At 31.6% G+C, this 20,593-nt stretch carries 11 protein-coding genes; all 11 read left to right on the plus strand.

Translation table 11 applies throughout. From position 1 onward, the window contains the following. Positions 1-18 precede the first annotated feature (18 nt). The 11 genes from pnp to UF10_RS03635 all read left to right on the plus strand — a co-directional run bounded on the left by pnp (position 19) and on the right by UF10_RS03635 (position 20,399). Positions 19-2,112, plus strand: coding sequence for a polyribonucleotide nucleotidyltransferase (pnp, locus tag UF10_RS03585; RefSeq protein WP_106776449.1), 2,094 nt, complete (start codon positions 19-21; stop codon positions 2,110-2,112). 310 nt (positions 2,113-2,422) lie between these two features. After that, positions 2,423-4,426 (plus strand): cell wall-binding repeat-containing protein, encoded by a 2,004-nt coding sequence (locus tag UF10_RS03590; protein ID WP_106776450.1) that lies wholly within the window; start codon positions 2,423-2,425, stop codon positions 4,424-4,426. A 300-nt stretch (positions 4,427-4,726) separates the two neighbouring features. Next, positions 4,727-5,989: a M16 family metallopeptidase gene (locus UF10_RS03595; RefSeq protein ID WP_242969032.1), complete on the plus strand. Its 1,263-nt coding sequence runs from the start codon at positions 4,727-4,729 to the stop codon at positions 5,987-5,989. A 12-nt stretch (positions 5,990-6,001) separates the two neighbouring features. Continuing rightward, the gene (locus UF10_RS03600; protein ID WP_242969033.1) at positions 6,002-8,653 is read left to right on the plus strand and encodes a DNA translocase FtsK; all 2,652 of its coding nucleotides are present in this window, start codon (positions 6,002-6,004) and stop codon (positions 8,651-8,653) included. Between the two features lie 18 nt (positions 8,654-8,671). Then, the gene (gene rimO, locus UF10_RS03605; RefSeq protein ID WP_207654572.1) at positions 8,672-9,994 is read left to right on the plus strand and encodes a 30S ribosomal protein S12 methylthiotransferase RimO; all 1,323 of its coding nucleotides are present in this window, start codon (positions 8,672-8,674) and stop codon (positions 9,992-9,994) included. 207 nt (positions 9,995-10,201) lie between these two features. Further along, entirely contained in the window at positions 10,202-10,741 is a 540-nt protein-coding gene (gene pgsA / locus UF10_RS03610) for a CDP-diacylglycerol--glycerol-3-phosphate 3-phosphatidyltransferase (RefSeq protein WP_106776452.1), read from the plus strand. Positions 10,742-11,027: 286 nt separating this feature from the next. Continuing rightward, complete coding sequence (gene recA, locus UF10_RS03615; RefSeq protein WP_106776453.1) at positions 11,028-12,116, plus strand: recombinase RecA; 1,089 nt, start codon at positions 11,028-11,030, stop codon at positions 12,114-12,116. A gap of 344 nt (positions 12,117-12,460) precedes the next feature. Next, entirely contained in the window at positions 12,461-13,999 is a 1,539-nt protein-coding gene (rny, locus tag UF10_RS03620) for a ribonuclease Y (RefSeq protein ID WP_408633954.1), read from the plus strand. A 152-nt stretch (positions 14,000-14,151) separates the two neighbouring features. Further along, positions 14,152-14,850, plus strand: coding sequence for an MBL fold metallo-hydrolase (locus UF10_RS03625; RefSeq protein ID WP_106776455.1), 699 nt, complete (start codon positions 14,152-14,154; stop codon positions 14,848-14,850). A 357-nt stretch (positions 14,851-15,207) separates the two neighbouring features. Next, on the plus strand, positions 15,208-19,518 hold the full coding sequence (locus UF10_RS03630; protein WP_106776456.1) for a PolC-type DNA polymerase III: 4,311 nt from the start codon (positions 15,208-15,210) through the stop codon (positions 19,516-19,518). An 11-nt stretch (positions 19,519-19,529) separates the two neighbouring features. Then, positions 19,530-20,399 carry a DMT family transporter gene (locus tag UF10_RS03635; RefSeq protein ID WP_106776457.1) on the plus strand — a complete coding sequence of 290 codons (870 nt, stop codon included), beginning with the start codon at positions 19,530-19,532 and terminating at the stop codon, positions 20,397-20,399. Positions 20,400-20,593 lie beyond the last annotated feature (194 nt).

The raw sequence follows: 20,593 nt of genomic DNA on the forward strand, positions 1-20,593 counted from the left end.
AATACTAAGGAGGAAACTATGTTCGAACATAGAATTTTTGAAACACAATTAGCTGGTAGAACACTATCAGTTGAAATAGGAAAGATATGTGAAATGACAAATGGTAACTGTATCATAAGATGTGGAGACACAATGCTTATGGTAAATGCTACTAAGTCTGCACAGCCAAGAGATGGGATTGACTTTTTCCCACTAAGTGTAGATTTTGAAGAAAAATTATACTCAGTAGGTAAAATACCAGGTGGATTTTTAAAGAGAGAAGGTAAGCCTTCAGAAAAGGCAATACTTACATCAAGATTAATTGATAGACCCTTGAGACCTCTATTCCCAGAAGGATTCAGAAATGATGTACAGATAGTTGCAACAGTTTTATCTGTAGATCAGGATTGTACACCTGACATATTGGCTATGATTGGTTCATCAATAGCACTTTCTATATCAGACATACCTTTTGATGGGCCAACTGGATCAGTTCTAGTAGGTAGGATTGATGGAGAGTTTGTTGCAAATCCAGATCAAGAACAAAGAGAAAAGAGTGATCTTCATCTTGTAGTTTCTGGAACAAAAGATGCCATAATGATGGTTGAAGCTGGTGCTGAAGAAGTAGATGAAAAGGTAGTCTTAGACGGTATACTATTTGCACATGAAGAAATCAAAAAGATTGTAGCATTTATAGAAGATATAGTGGCGGAAGTAGGTCATGAAAAGTGTGAGGTAGAACTTCATATACCTTCAGATGAAACAAGAGCTATGGTAGACGAATTTGCTAGAGAAAAGATGCGCGAAGCTGTTAAGACTGTTGAAAAAATGGAAAGAACAGAAAAAATGGATGCAGTTAGTGAAGAAACTTTAGCTTATTTTGAAGAAAAGCTAGAAGATTTCGAAGAAGTAGCAGGAGATATAGAAGATGTTCTTCATGAAATAATAAAAGATGAAGTTAGAAGCTTGATAGTTGATGACAATGTTAGACCAGATAATAGAGCTTTAAGTGAAATAAGACCAATATGGTGTGAAACTGGTATGATACCAAGAACTCATGGTTCAGCTATATTTACAAGAGGTCAGACTCAGGTTCTTAATGTTACTACACTAGGTGCTTTAGGTGATGTTCAGAAGTTAGATGGATTAGATGAAGAAGAAAATAAGAGATATATGCATCATTACAATTTCCCATCATACTCAGTAGGTGAAACAAGACCTTCAAGAGGTCCAGGAAGAAGAGAAATAGGACATGGTGCCTTGGCTGAAAGAGCTTTAGTTCCAGTGATACCTTCACAGGAAGACTTCCCATATGCTATAAGATTAGTATCAGAAGTACTTAGCTCAAATGGTTCAACATCACAGGCTTCTGTTTGTGCTTCTACTCTATCGCTACTAGATGCAGGTGTTCCAATAAGAGATATGGTTGCAGGTATTGCTATGGGGCTTATAAAGCATCACGATAAGGTAGCAGTTCTTTCTGATATACAAGGTATGGAAGACCACTTAGGTGATATGGACTTTAAGGTAGCTGGTACTGAACATGGTGTTACAGCTATACAGATGGATATAAAGATAGACGGTATAGATGAAGAAGTTCTTAGAACTGCTCTAAAGCAGGCTAAGGAAGGAAGAATGCATATCCTAGGAGAAATGAAGAAGGTAATATCTCAGCCAAATGAAGAGCTATCTCAGTATGCTCCAAAGATTGTAAAGATGTCAATAAACCCAGACAAGATAAGAGATGTAATAGGACCTGGTGGAAAGATGATCAATAAGATTATAGATGAAACTGGTGTTAAGATGGATATTGAACAGACTGGTGAAGTATTTATAGTTGGAGTAGAATCAGATATGATTGCAAAGGCAAAGGCAATGGTTGAAGAAATAGTTGCTGAAGCAGAACCAGGAAAGATATACAAGGGTACTGTTACAAGAATAGAAAAGTTTGGTGCATTTGTTGAAATTCTTCCAGGAAAGCAAGGATTACTTCATATTTCTCAGATATCAAATAATAGAGTAAATAAAGTTGAAGATGTATTATCAATAGGTGATGTTGTTGATGTTTTAGTAACAGAAATTGACGATAAGGGAAGAATAAACCTTTCAATAAAAGCAATTAAAAATAATTAATATTATTTAAATATCTAAATCAGTGGATTTTTTCACTGATTTTTTTATTTTTTGAAAAGAAGACTTTGAGTATCATATAAATAATATTATTTAACAGCTAGTATAATTTATTTAAAATTAACAGAAAATTTGCAAAGAAAATAGAAATCAAAATCAAGTAATATCTAATCGAAAAAATATTAATTTCATGTTATACTGTCTTTATATGAGTATCTGGATACTTTAATGTAGTGATATTTTAAAGTTTGAGAATATACTTTTATAAAACTTCAAAAATATAAAAATAAGCATAAAAATATGGAGGTGTAGTTTGAGAATAAAAAAGTGTATAAGTAAAAAAATAAAATTTAATAGATTAGCTATAATTATTTCGATGACATTTTTATTTGTATTTTCTAGCTATGTAGAAAAATCTAATGCTCAATACAATAGAATAGCAGGAAATAATAGATATTCTACAGCAGTTGAAATCTCTAAAAAAATAGTAAATAGTGAAAATATAATACTTACAAGTGGATCTAACTATATAGATGCACTTTCTGCAACGGTTTTAGCAAATGCAACAAATTCAAGTATTTTATTGATAGATAATGGAAAAATAGATAAAAAAACTTTTGCAGAAATAGATAGAGTGTCTCCTCAAAGAATTTATATATTAGGTGGAGAAAATAGTGTTCCAAAAGATATTGAGGAGAGCCTTGAATATAAAGGTATTGAAATATCTAGGATTGCAGGCAAAAATAGATATGAGACATCTATAAAGATTGCAGAAGAAATTAGTAAAGTAGTTGATATAGAGGAAATAGCTCTTGCCAGTAATGAAGCAGACTTGATAAGTGCAAGTTCATACTGTAGAGGAAATATACCTATAATATTGCTTGATAGTAAAAAACCAAATATTGATTATATAAACTCGAAAATGGGGATTAAAAAGACAGTGTTTGGAGGAGAAAATTCAGTAAGTAATAAAGTGTATGAAGAAGTTGATGCAAGCCGTAGAATTGCTGGAAGTAATCGATATAGCACCGCTATAGAAATTGCAAAAGCGAGTGGAAAAAGTACAAAGGCCTATATAGCAAGCGGAGAAAATATAATAGATGCACTTACACTAGGGCCACTTGCAAATCAAGAAGATGCAAATATAATACTATCTAGAAAGATAGGCTTATCAAAAGAAACAATAGATTATGTTGAAAATTCATATAAATATAATATCACAATTATAGGTGGAAAAAATTCTGTTCCAGATGATATCTTTAGAAAAATAAAGCCACAAGTAGCACCAACAGATAGGACAAGCTTTGAATATTGGGATTATTACAATCACTATAGAAGGGATATAATAATGTCTCAAGAAGAAATAAAAAAGAAGAATAAGCACAATATATCAGCATCAAAATATCTTTATACTGTGGAAAATATAAAGGGTGAATATGGAGTTATATCCAAAAGAGTAGTGATGAAGGCAAAGCCAATAGCTAGTAAAAACCCAGATTCTTTTGATGATTATAGTGCTTTAACGGGGCTTTTTCCTTGGGATGAAGTAGCTATAGTAGGCTATAATGCTGATAAATCTTGGGCACATGTATTTACGACTGACTATGAAGGATGGATTCCAACAAATAGCATAATGAAACTATCAAGAGAGAAGATGATAGATCTTAGAAGTAAAGATTTTATTACCTATATAAATAGACAAATAAAAACAAATACAGCTGATGTAATAGATATGGGGAGTTATCTTCCTTTAAAAGAAGAAAATAGTAGTTACTATAAAGTTTTTATGCCTATAGCAGGAAATAGTTATAGAACAAAAACTGTAGATATTCCCAAAAATCAAGCTGTAAAGGGATATTTAGATTTTACAGAAGCAAATGTAATCAAGCAGGTTTTAAAATTTCAAGGTGAAAAATATGGTTGGGGGCATAGTAATTTAAGTAGAGATTGCTCAGGACTAATAAGAGATGTTTATAGAAGTTTTGGAATAGTAATGTCAAGAGATGCTTCTTCACAAGAAAAAGATATAATTGGTAAAAAAATAGACTTTAGGTCTGCGAAAGATCAGAAATCAAAAGAAGAACTTCTATTAAAGCAAAGAGCAGGTAGCGGATTTTATCTCCCAGGACATGTATTTATGTATCTAGGAAAGGATCAAAATAATAGACCTATGATAATACATCAATATGGTTATAGCTATATTAATGGAAAGAAGCAAGCTAGATTCAGAACTGAAATTACAGATGCAAATCAAAAGTCAAGCAAGCATCATTCATTTCTGTATTATGTAAATACAGCGGTTAATTTCTATGAATAAATAGGAGTTAAAGAATATATAAGTATTATACAATATGGTAGGTGATTGCTTTAGTAATTTAAGCAAAACCTACCATATTATAATTCTAATGAAAATTATGATATATAAAAAATAATATTTTAATCATATTTCACCTAAAATATCTAAGTTAAAATCAAGAAAAAAATGATAAGATATGCTATAATGGTATGATATGTAAATTAACAAAAATAGTATTTTAGTTGAAAAAAAATCTATAAATGGATTATAATATAAAAAGATTTATAAAATTATAGATAAGACTATTAATAAATAAAAAATATGGAGGTGAATACTATAAAATATAAACAGTTGGATAATGGGCTTAGAATTGTTGCCGAAGAAATACCTTATGTAAGGTCAGTTTCTTTAGGAGTATGGATAAATATTGGTTCTAGAATGGAAAATAATGAAAATTCAGGCGTGGCTCATTTTATTGAACATATGCTCTTTAAAGGAACTGAGCAGAGAACTTCTAAAAAAATTTCAAATGATATAGATTATTATGGTGGGAATATAAATGCATTTACTACACATGATCATACTTGTTATCATGTTAAGATGCCCTCAAATCATATAGATCGAGGTATAGATGTTTTATCTGATATTATAATAAATTCCAAATTTGATGAATCTGAAATTGAAAAAGAAAAATTAGTTATATCAGAAGAAATAAAAATGTATCAGGATTCTCCAGAGGATTATGTTTATGATGAACTTTTAATGAGAACCTTTAAAAATAAGGGCATAGGAAGAAACATACTTGGTACAATGGAAACGGTTGAAGCTATGAATAGAAAAACTATTGTAGATTTTTTTGAAAACTATTATGTAGCAAATAATTCGGTGATAGTTATAAGTGGTAACTTTGTATTTGAAGATATAGTCAAAAAGATAGAAGATGGTTTCAAAAGTTGGAAGTCAAAAGAATTGACACCTGTTAGAGAGGGACAGTCATTTCATATGACAAAGTTTTTAAAAGATAAAGATGATGAACAAGCCAATATAGCGATTATATACGAGTGCCCAGATGACAAGATAGATAAAGATTTTTACTCTATTAAATTACTGGGAAATATATTGGGAAATAGTCCTAGCTCAAGGCTATTTCAGCACATAAGGGAAGAGAGAGGCTTATCTTATAGCATCTATACTTCTGATACCTTTTATGTTGATTATGCTGAATTTGGCATATTTTCTAGTGTAGCATCAGAGAATCTTCTTGAGGTCTACACGCTAATCTTAAAGGAAATAGAAGATTTAAAGGAAAACTATATATCTGAAGAAGAATTAACCTTCGCTAAGGAACAATACAAGGGCAGTGTCATAATGAATTTAGAAGACACAGAAGATAGGATGATGTTAATAGGTGAGTATGAAGTTGTCAATAAAAGGTTGAAAGAGATCGATGAAGTAATAAAAATTGTTGAAAGCATCGATATGGATTACATGAAGAGTATAATAGACAAGATATTTAAGTCGGATATGTCGATAGGAATTACAGGCAAATCAGTAAAAAGTATTATGAAAAAAATAATGAAATAAAGAGGTGGTCTAATGGCTAAAAAAACTAAAGGAAAAAAACCTAATAGACGTCCTAGCACTAATAAAAAACCAACAAATAGAAAAAAGAGCAAAAAGAATCCTAAAAAAATGACATTCAATTCTGAGTATCATAATTTAATATTAATATTTTTGGGTCTGTTTTTCGCTTACGGGCTATTTTCAAGTTCTGGGGCCTTAGCTCCGAGAGTAATACAAACAGTATTTAAAGGATTATTTGGAGGACTAGCGATACTGGTTCCAATAGTAATGGTCATAATTGGTGTTCTAGGATTTATTGATGGTAATGAAAAGATTGATAGATTAAGGGAAACAAAAATATCTTATATTATTGCTGTGTTTTTAATAATATATTATGGTCTAATTAATTATGCTCAGACGCCTTCCGAGGGATTAATGGATATAGATGTTATTCAAGATACTATAAAAATGGGTGTAACTAGAGAAGGTATGGGTCTTATCCCGTCATTTGTTACATACTATTTAACACATATCTTAGGTTTGATGGGAGCTTGGTTGCTGACAATATTTGCCAACATAATAGCATGTTTATCTATATTTAAGATTTCAGTTGATGATGTTTTAAATCTTATTCGTAATCCTAAAGAAGGAAAAACAAATATATTCTCTAAGTTGAAATTATTTAAGAGAAAGAATTTAGATGGCGAAAATACAGTAGACGATGCTACTATAATTAGTAAGACTTCTTTCTTTGACAAGGTTAAAGAAAAGTTAGGGAAAAACTCTGACGAAAGTTTCGATGATGGTGTTGATGAGGGTGACAAAACAATAAAAATAGTTGGCTTTAATAAAGCAGATGATGATTATCTTGAAATTTTAGAGGGAACTCAGGGACTTTCTGACCTTGAAATACTTCAAAAACTTCAAAATGAAGAGCCTGTTTTAAATGGAATAGTGTCTGAAGAAGATATAAGTAATGAAGATAACTTGCCTGCGGAGTCACTATTTGATGATCATAATTTTGAATTTGAAAATGACTTTAATAAAGATTTTGATACAAATTCAAATACTAACTTTAATGATGGGGAATTTCAAGAAGATGGATTTAAGTCTACTAAAGAAGCTGGTGATTTTGATAAGTTGAAAAATCTTCAGAACTCAGAAAATTTAAATGCTATTTCTGATTTAAAGAAAAAGGCCTCTATAACAAGTAGAGAAGATTTAATGAATTTTAGTGAAGAAGACGGAATTGACGAAAATGAACACTTGAAATATATAGATTATAAGAAACCATCTGTATCTCTTTTAAATAAAGTAGTAAATAAAAATGATAAAAGATCTAAGCAAAAAGTTTTAGAAAATGCAAGGCAGTTAGAGCAGACACTTAGAGATTTTGGTGTAGATGCATCTATAAATCAAGTAACGGTTGGACCTACAATCACAAGATATGAAATACAGCCGAAGCCAGGTGTAAAAGTAAGCAAGATTGTAAACTTAACAGATGATATAGCTCTAAGTCTTGCAGCAAAGAGTATCAGAATGGAAGCACCTATACCAGGAAAGAGTGCGATAGGAATAGAAGTTCCAAATGATGAACCACAAATGGTAAGTGCAAGAGAAATTATTGAAAGCAGTGAGTTTAATAATTTTAAATCACCACTTGCCATGGGGCTTGGAAAAGATGTTGCTGGAAATATCATAATTGGAGATATAGCTAAGATGCCACATCTACTGATAGCTGGGTCTACTGGATCAGGTAAGTCAGTGTGTGTAAACACTTTAATTACAAGTATACTTTATAAGGCTAAGCCAGATGAGGTGAAGTTAATGCTTATAGACCCTAAGGTTGTAGAGCTTGCAAACTATAATGGAATACCTCATCTATTAATACCAGTAGTAACTGATGCCAAAAAGGCTGCTAATGCACTTTGTTGGGCAGTAACAGAGATGAATAGAAGATATAAGTTATTTGCAGATGCTCAAGTAAAAGATATTACTAGCTATAATGACAAGACGGACAATCCTCTTCCAAAGATAGTAATAATAATAGATGAGCTTGCTGACTTGATGATGGTCAGTGCAAATGAAGTAGAAGATTATATATGTAGACTTGCACAGATGGCTAGAGCGGCAGGAATGCACTTGATTGTAGCGACTCAGAGACCTTCTGTAGATGTTATAACAGGAGTGATTAAGGCCAACATACCATCAAGAATTGCATTTGCTGTATCGTCCCAGACAGACTCAAGAACTATTATTGATATGGGTGGTGCAGAAAAACTTCTAGGTAAGGGTGATATGTTATTCTATCCTCTTGGAGCGTCAAAGCCAAGAAGACTTCAAGGTGCCTTCATATCTGAAGAAGAATCTGATAGAGTAATAGAATATGTAAAAAAAGAAGCTGGAGATATAACACCAAGTTATTTTGGTGAAATAGAAGAGTCAATATCAAATATAAATACAATTAAATCTGATGATACAGATGAATTTCTTTATGATGCGATAGAGTTTGTGGTAAACAACGGACAAGCTTCAGCATCAATGCTTCAAAGAAAGTTTAAAATAGGATTTAATAGAGCCGCTAGATTAGTCGATGATATGGAAGAAAGAGGTATTGTTGGACCTAGCGAAGGAAGTAAACCAAGAAAAGTTCTAATATCAAAAGAAGAGCTTTCACAATTATAAGAAATAACGGAGGAATAAATTTTGAAAATAGCGTTAGAATCATTAGGATGTTCAAAAAATCTAGTAGACGCAGAAATCATGCTAGGAATATTAAATAAAAGCGGTCATCAATTAGTTGGTGAATGCGAAGATGCAGATGTGGTAATAGTAAATACTTGTGGATTTATTGAAGATGCCAAGCAAGAATCAATTGACACAATAATAAGCTATGCAGACTTGAAAAATGAGGGTGTAATCAAATATTTATTGGTTTCAGGCTGTCTAGCCCAGAGATATACAGAAGAATTATTAGAAGAAATTCCTGAAATAGATGCCATAGTAGGAACTGGTAGTTATGATAAGATAACAGAAGTAGTGGATAATTTAGTAGACGATGGAAAAGTAATAGAAAAAGGAGATATCAATTTTTCTTTTGATGAAGAACTTCCAAGATATATATCAACACCACCTTATCTTGCATACTTAAAGATTGGCGAAGGATGTGACAATAACTGTACATACTGTATTATTCCAAAGCTAAGAGGAAAGTATAGAAGTAGAGAAATGGAAGACTTGATAGAAGAGGCTAAGGAACTAAAAAAATCAGGAGTAAAAGAATTAGTGGTTATAGCTCAAGATACTACTGTTTATGGAACTGATTTATATAAAAAGCCAACTCTAGCAAAATTATTGGATGAACTAGCCAAACTTGATTTTGACTGGATTAGAGTACTTTATTCTTATCCAGAAGGAATAACAGAGGAAATAGTAGATGTTATTGCAGCTAATGATAATATATGTAGCTATTTTGATATACCTATGCAACATGCAAGTGACAGTGTATTGAAATTGATGAACAGAAAAACCTCAAAAGAAGAATTGAAATCTAAGGTAGAGATGATAAGAAATAAAATACCTGATGCAACAATTAGAACCACTTTGATAGTAGGATTCCCTGGAGAAACAGATGAGGATTTTGAAGAGTTAGTTGAGTTTGTAAAAGAAATGAAGCTTGATAGAATGGGAGCATTTAAATATTCTAGAGAGGAAGATACTGCAGCAGACAAGCTTCCTAATCATATAGATGAAGAATTAAAAACGGAAAGATTGGAAAGAATAATGATGGTTCAGCAGTCTATATCAGAAGATCTTAACCAACTTAAGCTTGGACGTGTATATAAGACTTTGATAGAAGATAGGGTCGATGATAGCTTGTTAATAGGAAGAACTCAATGTGATGCTGAAGATATAGATAGTGTTGTATATGTAGAAACTAGAGAAGATATAGAAATCGGCGATATGGTTGATGTTGAAATAGAATCTGCATATGAATATGATCTAAAGGGTAGAATTAAAAAATAAGAGTAAAAGTTATAAATTTTTATAAAACCTATTTTAAATAGCTATTTAAAATAGGTTTTTTTATAGAATTTTTATCGATAAAAAGAAATATTACACATACTCAAAGTGAAATATGATAAACTATATATACACAGTATAATCAATTAATATATTTTTATTTTAAAATTTGATTTAGCTGTGTATATAATAAATTAAGGAGGGATTATAATGAACCTACCTAATAAACTAACGGTTTTTAGAATGTGTATGGTACCATTATTTGTATTATTTATGTACTTACCAATACCTGGAAAGTATTTAATATCATTGATAATATTTGCCGTAGCAGCTGTTACTGATGCTTTAGATGGAAATATTGCAAGAAGGTATAATCTTGTTACTGATTTTGGTAAATTTATGGATCCATTGGCCGATAAGCTATTAGTTATAGCAGCTCTTATATGTCTAATAGAGGTAAGACTGATTCCTGGATGGATAGTCCTTATAATTGTAGCAAGAGAGCTTGCAGTAAGCATTATGAGAGCAATAGCAGCCGCTGATGGTAAAGTAATAGCAGCTGGCGGTAGTGGTAAGCTTAAAACAATCGTACAGATGGTGTCGATAGTATTTTTACTTTTCGGTGCACATATAGATTCTTCAACTATATTAACTATAGGAACAGTACTTATATATATAGCGGCAATTCTTACTGTATATTCAGGATATGAATACTTTGCAAATAATAAGTCATTATTTGAAGATAGATAAAATAGTTAAAAAGCTATTATATAAACACATAAAACCGGTAAAGCATTAATGTTTTACCGGAAATTTATGGATTTTAAATTAAAATTTTTATAAAAAAATAAAAGTCTCAAAAAAAGGACCATAAAAAAATAAAAATGACTATATAATATATAGTATTGTAGTTTGAGATTAGCAAATCAAAAAGTATTCATTAAAAGAACAAATGTTCTTGACTAAGAGGGAAGTAATAGGTATAATATGTTATATAATGAACGTGTGTTTATATAACATAAGAAAGGATAGTATTATGACAATAGATAAAAATAAAATGGATGCCCTAAATGATGCACTAGGAAAAATTGAAAAGGAATACGGAAAAGGGTCTGTAATGAAACTTGGAGAAACAACTTCTCTTGAAATAGATGCAATATCAACAGGATCAATAGGTCTTGATATAGCTTCAGGAATAGGTGGTTTACCTAGGGGAAGAATAATAGAGGTGTATGGCCCAGAATCTTCTGGTAAGACAACAGTTGCTCTTCATTGTATAGCAGAGGCTCAGAAAAAAGATGGAATAGCAGCTTTTATAGACGCAGAGCATGCACTAGATCCGGTATACGCAAGAGCTCTTGGAGTAGACGTTGATAACCTTGTAATCTCTCAGCCAGATACAGGTGAACAGGCACTAGATATTGCAGAATCACTAATAAGATCAGGCGCAATTGATATATTAGTAGTGGACTCTGTTGCAGCCTTGGTTCCAAAGGCAGAAATAGAGGGCGATATGGGAGATTCTCATATTGGTCTACAGGCAAGACTTATGTCTCAAGCTCTTAGAAAGTTAACAGGTTCTATAAAGAAGTCAAACTGTGTTGTTATCTTTATCAATCAGTTAAGAGAAAAAGTTGGTGTAATGTTTGGTAATCCAGAAACTACAACTGGTGGTAGAGCCTTAAAGTTCTTCTCAAGTATGAGAATAGAAGTAAGAAGAATTGATAGTATCAAACAAGGCGATAAGATGCTAGGAAGTAGAACCAGAGTTAAAATAGTAAAAAACAAGGTTGCACCTCCATTTAAACAAGTGGAGTTTGACATCATGTACGGAACAGGAATATCTAAGACTGGTGATTTACTTGATGTGGCGGCAGGTATAGATGTAATTAAAAAAGCTGGTGCTTGGTATAGCTATAATGATGAAAAAATGGGTCAAGGTAGAGAAAATTCAAAGAGATTCCTTGAAGAAAATGAAGATATAGCTAGAGAAATAGATGCAAAGGTAAGAGAATACTATGGCCTAGAATTTGATCCGACTGCTAACATAAGTAGCACTGAATTAGAAGAAGAAAAATCAGAAGGGGCAGCGAATTCTAAAAAGGAAAATAAGAAAGAAGCTTAAAGAAGAGTTGCTTATATAATAGAAAAAAATAAATCAAAAAATATATTATTTTATGGTGTGGGCTAGAAAATTCTTTCTTTTCCACACTATTTTTTATATTTAAAAATTAATCTTTAAAGCCTTAAAATAGTTCATATGTGAACCTTTTCCAAGCTTTTATATTTATCATAATATTTTTATTCAATTGACATAAGCAGTAAAAAATAATAAAATAAACATATAGGTATGACCTATACTTTTAATTTATGACTTTTTAATAAAAAAGCTAGAGCATTTTTGCATTAAAATGCTTTCAAAAAGAATTAGAACATTGAAAACAGAATAGTACAAAGGAGGTGGACACAATTATAGTATATATTATATTAACAGCAGTAATTGCTATAGTATTAGGACTATTAATTGGTTATGTTATCAGAAAAAATATCTCTGAAGCTAAGTTGGGACAGGCTGAAAGTCTAGCAAAAGAAATAATTGAAAAAGCCAACAGAGATTCTGAAACAGTTAAGAAAGAAAAACTTCTTGAAGCGAAAGAAGAAATTCATAGATTACGTACTGAAGGAGAGAAAGAAAACAAGGAAAGAAGAAACGAAGTACAGAAATATGAAAAGAGAGTTTTGCAAAAAGAGGAAAATTTAGATAGAAAGGTTCAGTCTTTGGAACAGAAAGAAATTTCTTTATCAAAGAAAAATGAAGCGGTATCTAAGAAGGAAAAAGAAGTAGAAGAAATTAAGGAAAGACAACTTCAAAAATTGGAGAGTATTTCTGGATTTACGACAGAAGAAGCTAAAGAGATTATTCTTTCCAATGCTGAGAGAGATGTTAGAAGAGAAATGTCTCTTATGATTAAGGAAAAGGAATCACAGGCAAAGGAAGAAGCTGATAAGAGAGCTAAGGAAATTATAGGATATGCTATTCAAAAGTGTTCAGCAGATCACGTAGCAGAGACAACAGTCTCAGTAGTCAATCTACCTAATGATGAAATGAAGGGTAGAATAATCGGAAGAGAAGGTAGAAATATTAGAGCTTTAGAAACATTGACAGGCATTGATTTAATTATAGATGATACTCCTGAAGCTGTAATATTATCTGGATTTGATCCAATAAGAAGAGAAGTTGCAAGAATAGCACTTGAAAACCTAATCAGCGATGGTAGAATACATCCAGCAAGAATAGAAGAAATGGTTGAAAAGGCTAAAAAAGAAGTTCAAGATATTATTAAAGAAGCTGGTGAGCAGGCTATGTTTGATACTGGCGTGCACGGATTACATCCAGAGCTAGTTAAGTTACTAGGTAGATTAAAGTACAGAACTAGTTACGGCCAAAATGTATTAAAGCACTCTATAGAAGTTTCTATATTGGCAGGAATAATGGCCGAAGAAATCGGTGCTGATGTGAAGTTAGCCAAGAGAGCAGGTCTTGTTCATGATATAGGTAAGGCAGTAGACCACGAAATTGAAGGAACACATATAGAAATAGGAATGGATCTACTTAAGAAGTACAAGGAATCAAAGGATGTTATACATGCTATGAGTACTCATCACGGGGACTATGAACCTCAGTCTGTAGAAGCAGTTCTTGTTACTGCTGCAGATGCTATTTCAGCTGCTAGACCAGGGGCTAGAAGAGAAACTCTTGAAGCATATATCAAGAGACTTGAAAAGCTAGAAGAAATTACAAATTCTTATGAAGGTGTAGAAAAATCATTTGCTATCCAAGCGGGTAGAGAAGTGAGAATTATGGTTAAGCCAGAAGAAATTAATGATGAAGAAATACATTTATTGGCTCGTGATGTGACAAAGAGAATTGAGGATGAACTTGATTATCCAGGTCAGATCAAGGTTAGTATAATAAGAGAAACTAGAGCAACTGACTATGCAAAATAGATAAAATTGAATATAATTTTATTCAGCCCCAAAAGTTATTTAATAGCTTTTGGGGCTTTTTAATTTTAATATGTTTGCAATCTTTTGATAATGGGAAAGTATATTAAAAGAGGATAAATTTTTAGTGTATAGAAATTGATGAGGAGGAAAATATGATTTTAAAATATATATATCACAGTTCTTTTCTTTTAGAGATGGAAGATTGTTCATTTATTTTTGATTATTACAAAGGTGATATTCCAGAAATAAATAGGGATAAGAAGTTATATGTGTTTAGTACACATGCACACGATGACCATTACAATGAAAAGATTTTTGAATTGTTTGGAGGCTATAAAGATGTTGAATTTATATTATCAGATGATATAGAAGTAAAAAATCCAGAGTTTAAAAAATTGGCAAAGTTTATATCTATTAATTCAAAATATGATATAGGTCAGATAAGTATTGAAACTTTTGAAAGCACTGACGAAGGTATAGCAGTTATGATAGAAACTGATGGCAAGACTATATATCATAGCGGGGATCTAAATTGGTGGACTTGGCAAGGATTTGAAAGTGAAGAAGAATACCAAAATATGACAAATAGATTTAAAAAAGAAATATCTAAGATGAAGGGTAGAAATATAGACTTAGCAATGATGGTTTTAGATAGCAGGCAGGGAGAGAGATTTGATTGGGGTATGAAATATTTTTTGGAAAATACCAATACGGCTTATGTTGCTCCTATGCACTGTTGGAATAAGTTTGAAGTAATTCAAAAATTCAAGGATAAACATCCTGAATTAGCATCAAAAACTATTATGATAGATACTCACAAGATAGAGAAAGAAGGATACTCAATAGATTAGACTTTTAAAAGCTTATTGGAAAGTGAAATTCTTTCTTATAAAATTTTAATAAAACTATAAGCAAGTTTTAACTTTGATAGTATAATGAAAATACCTATATCTAATTTTAGATATAGGTATTTTTGAATTTAATATACTATAAATAATAATTAAAATTATAGCTGTATAAATTATAGTCAAGATAACTAGAAAAAAAACTCAAAAGGTATTATACTAATTACTAGATGTTTAAAATTTTAGAATATGATTTATGTATTGAGATTTAATATATAATAAATAATTTTTATATTCTTAATGGAAGATTAGATAGTGCATTAAGGATATATTTATATTAATAATAAAAGGAGAGGGGGATATATGAAGAATTTTGTTGAGTTTTTGGAATCTATAGAAATAACAAAAGAAAACTTAATTAGAGGTTTTGAAGAAGTTATAATAGAAAAAACTATATATAAAAAAAGAACTGGAAAATGCTCTTTTTATATAAAATCAAAGTCTATACTACTGCATGACAGACTAGATAATGTATGGCAAGAGATGGAAAACAAGCTATGCCCTCCTCTTGGATCTATAAAGCTAATACTAAGGGTAGAAGGTTTGGAGAAGAAAAGTTTAAAAAGTATTATGAAAAAATATTGGCCAAATATTTTTTATTTAATAAAGACGGAGTGTCCTTCAGTTTTAGCTTATGGACGAGACTTAGAACATCTTTGTATAGAAGATACCCTTAAGATAAAAGCACCAAATTCATTTATTTATAATAGGCTTTTAGATAAGAAAATTGATGAAAAAATAGAAAATATGATTCTAGAAGAGCTAGGAATAGAAGTAGATGTATTTCTTGAAAAAGCAAAGAGCAACATTAACGATAAAAATGAGATTGAAAAGATTTTAGAAAAGCAAGAGTTAGAAGCTCAAAAGATTATATCGAGACTAGAGATAAAAAGCGATCTAGAAAAAAATATAGAAGCAGAAGATAAATATGTAGTAGAATTTGAGAATGACCCAGATATAATATATGGTGAAAATGCAGATGCTTTCCATAAAGATATTAAGGATATAGATGAAAATACTAATACAGTATCTATAACAGGAAAAGTCTTTACTGTTGAATCAAAGGAATTGAAAAATGGTAAAACTCTATATAGTATTTTTATAACTGATTATAGCTCTGCAATATGCTGTAAGGTTTATCTAAATGATATGAACAAAGATTCGGTAATTAGTCAAACAAAAGTAGGAAGCTATCTAAAGCTTAAAGGTGATATTTTAAAAAATTATTATACTGGTGATATAGAGATGAATATTACAGGCATAAAAAAGGAAAAAGAAGTTATAAAAAAAGATACTTCAAAGGAAAAAAGGGTGGAGTTACATGCACATACTCAAATGTCTGCTATGGATTCTGTTGTGCCTGTAAAAGAGCTTATTAATAAAGCTTTAGACTGGGGGCATCCAGCTGTTGCTATCACAGATCATGGTGTCGTACAGGCTTTTCCAGATGCTATGAATGCTTCAAAGGGCAAGGATATAAAGATATTGTATGGAGTAGAGGCATATTTAGTTGATGATAGTCAAGATATTATACAAAATGCAAATGATGGAGACTTTAATCAGCGTTTTGTTGTTTTTGATATAGAGACTACGGGTCTATCTCCAGTAAATGATAATATTACTGAAATAGGAGCAGTCCTTGTTGAAGGTGGAACAATAAAGGATCAGTTTAGTACTTTTGTTAATCCTCAAATGGATATTCCATACAAGATTCAGGAGTTGACAGGAATAACTAATGAAATGGTGGAAGATGCACCTTTAGTAGAAGAAGCACTTGCAGATTTTATGGAGTTTTCAAAAGACGCTATTATGGTAGCACATAATGCTGACTTTGATGCTGGGTTTATAGCTGAGAAATGTGCTTTGGTGGGGATAGAATACTCTCATGAAAAAATAGATACCCTAATGTTAGCAAGAGTATTACTGACTAATATTAAAAGGTTCACTTTAGATAAAGTATGCAAGGAGCTGGGAATAAATCTGAAAGGACATCATAGAGCTGTAAATGATGCAGCTGCAACAGCAGAAATTTTTATAAAATTTTTAGAGCGTTTTAAAAAAGATGGTGCAAAAAAGTTGTCTGATGTAAATAAAATTTATGGCAAAGTAGATTATACTAAGTTAAGACCAACTCATGCCACTATTTATGCTCAAAATCAAATTGGTTTAAAACATCTATATGAATTGATATCAGATTCTCATATAGAGCATTTTTATAAAAATCCTAGAATATTAAAAAGCATTCTTTTGGAGAAAAGAGAAGGTTTAATAATAGGTAGTGCATGTTCAAGTGGAGAAGTTTATAGTGCAGTTCAAAGAAATAAAAGCGAGAAAGAAATAGAAAAAATATTGGAATTATATGATTTTATAGAAATAATGCCTCTAGAAAACAATAACTATATGATATTAAATGGAGAGGTAAAAGATGAAGATGAACTTAAAAAAATAAATAAAAAGCTAGTTGATCTTGGAGAAAAGTATAATAAGCCAGTAGTTGCTACAGGAGATGTACATACTATGTATGCATATCAAAAAATATATAGAAATATATTGAGATATTCCCAAGGATTTAACTTTCTTGATTCAGGGGAGTGCCTAAACTTTAGAACTACTGATGAGATGCTTTTGGAATTTGATTATCTTGGTGAAGAGAAGGCTTACGAAGTTGTAGTAACAAATACTAATAAGATAGCGGATATGTTTGAAGAGGTGCTACCGATACCAGATGAAACCTATCCACCAGTTATAGAAGGTTCAGAAGATGAATTAAGAAGAATGTGTTTTGAAAAAGCTTATAGAATATACGGTGATCCTCTTCCAGAGCTAGTAAAGGCTAGATTAGAAAGAGAGCTTAACTCTATAATAGGAAATGGATATGCAGTAATGTATATTATTGCAAATAAACTAGTTGCAAAGTCAATGTCAGATGGATACTTGGTTGGTTCAAGAGGCTCAGTTGGATCATCTTTTGCAGCAACTATGAGTGATATTACAGAAGTAAATCCACTTCCAGCTCATTATATTTGTCCTAATCCTGAGTGTAAACACAGCATTTTCTTTGGTGTTGGAGAAATAGGCTCAGGTGTCGATTTAGAGCCTAAAGATTGTCCAAAGTGTGATACTCCTATGATAAGAGATGGGCATGATATTCCTTTTGAAGTATTTCTAGGCTTTGAGGGTGATAAGGAGCCAGATATAGATTTGAATTTCTCGGGTGTCTATCAGCCAGTAATCCATAAATATACAGAAGAATTATTTGGTGAAGGCTATACATATAGGGCTGGAACTATAGGAACTGTCAAAGAAAAGACGGCTTTTGGGCATGTAAAAAAGTACTCTGATGAAAATAATTTAGACTATACTTCAGCGGAAAAATCATGGTTATCACAGGGATGCAGTGGTGTCAAAAGGACTTCTGGTCAACATCCAGGCGGTGTAATGGTAATACCTGACTATAAGGATGTACACGACTTTACTCCTATACAGTACCCTGCAAATGACAAGGAGTCAGGAGTAAAAACAACACATTTTGACTATCATTCAATAAGTGGTAGAATTTTGAAGCTGGATATATTGGGACACGATGGTCCTACTATAATAAGAATGCTTGAGGATATGACTGGAATAAAAATAACAGATATACCTCTAGATGATAAAGAAACAATGTCGCTTTTCACATCGACAAAAGCTCTTGGTGTTACTGAAGAAGAAATAGATACACCAGTTGGAAGTCTTGCAGTGCCAGAGTTTGGTACTAAATTTACCAGACAGATGCTTATAGATACTCAACCTACAACATTTGCAGAGCTAGTAAGAATTTCTGGTCTTTCTCATGGTACAGATGTTTGGGTAAATAATGCACAAGACCTAGTTAGAGGTAAGATTGTTGGTCTAAAGGAAGTAATATCTACTAGAGATGATATTATGAACTATTTGATTTTTAGTGGACTAAAGCCTAAAATGGCCTTTACAATAATGGAAAATGTAAGAAAAGGTAGAGGTTTAAAGCCAGAATTTGAAAAAGCTATGATAGATAATAATGTTCCAGACTGGTATATTAACTCTTGTAAAAAAATAAAGTATATGTTCCCTAAGGCACATGCAGTCGCCTATGTTATGACTTCATTTAGAATAGCTTATTGTAAGGTAAACTACCCAGAAGCATTTTATGCCACTTACTTTACAACAAAAGTAGAGGATTTTGATATAGAATTGGTCACAAGGGGAATTGACGTAGTAAAGGCGAGAATGGAAGAAATAAGGGAGCTTGGAAATGATGCAACTACAAAGGAGAATAGCCAGTATACAATATTAGAAGTAGTTGTAGAAATGTATGCAAGAGGTATAGAGTTTTTGAAAGTAGATCTATATAATTCACACGCCTCTGAATTTCATATAGCAGGAAAAGGAAAAATTTTGCCACCTATGGTATCTCTTCAGGGAATGGGGCAAAATGCAGCGGAAAGTATTATAGAAGCAAGAAAAGAAGGAGAATTCCTATCGAAAGAAGATCTTCTAAAGAGAACCAAAGTATCTAAAACTGTAGTTGAAAAGCTTACAGAACATGGAACTCTTAAAGATATGAGCGAAAAAAATCAAATATCATTTTTTTAAAGGAGAGTGTTATGAATAAAAAAATCAAAATAAACTTATTAAGTATTGGAACAGTGTTTTTCTGGTCTTTAGCCTTTCCTTTTTCAAAAGTGGCTATGCAACATTTTTCTCCATACGCCTTAGGTTTTTTAAGAGTATGTATTGCATCAGTGACATTATTAATTATAGGAAAATTTGCGGGAAATAGACTTCCTAAGTTTAAGGACTTGGGCTGGTTATTTCTAGCGGGTGCTTGTGGATTCGGTATATATCTATTTGCATTTAATAGAGGTATTCAAACTTTAACCTCAGCCTCATCCAGTATAGTAATTGCGCTTACACCAGTTATGACGGCAGTGCTTGCACATTATTTGTATAGTGAGAAAATAAATAAGTTGGGTTGGACGATGTTATTTACAGCATTTTCTGGAGTTGTAATTATGATGCTTTGGGATGGCGCACTTTCTATAAATACTGGTATGTTATGGACTTTAGGGGCATCTGTAGTATTTTGTGCTTATAATATACTAAATAGAAAGCTATCTGCTATGGGCTATAAAGCAATAGAAATAGTTACATATAGTATGATATCAGCCATAATTGTACTATCTCCATTTTCTTTTCAGGGGGCAAGAGAGCTGATGAGTGCAAGTACAAAGGATATAGCAGTACTATTAATGTTAGGAGTATTAAGTAGTGCACTGGCATATTATCTATGGAGTTTGGCCTTGACTATGACTGAAAAGACGAGTGATGTTACCAATTATAGTTTCTTGACTCCATTTGTAGCTACACTTATGGGATCAATAGTCCTAGATGAAATACCAGGTATGGGTACTATTATTGGAGGAATTATAATAATAGCTAGTATTATTGTTTTCAGTAAAAAAGGTAAAGTATAGAGATTAAATGAGATTTTAAATTTTTGTTTATTGGGAAAAAATATTAAACTAATAAGTATAATAAGAGTAAGATTTAGTAAAAAGCTATTAAACTAATAAATAGTAATTGATTTTTAAGTATTATTAAGCAATCTTAAGCAATATATAGACAAATCAATGGTTTACGTGATATAATTATTTGGATAACTATTAAT

This window comes from Peptostreptococcus russellii, assembly GCF_003012055.1.
Classification (GTDB): domain Bacteria; phylum Bacillota; class Clostridia; order Peptostreptococcales; family Peptostreptococcaceae; genus Peptostreptococcus; species Peptostreptococcus russellii.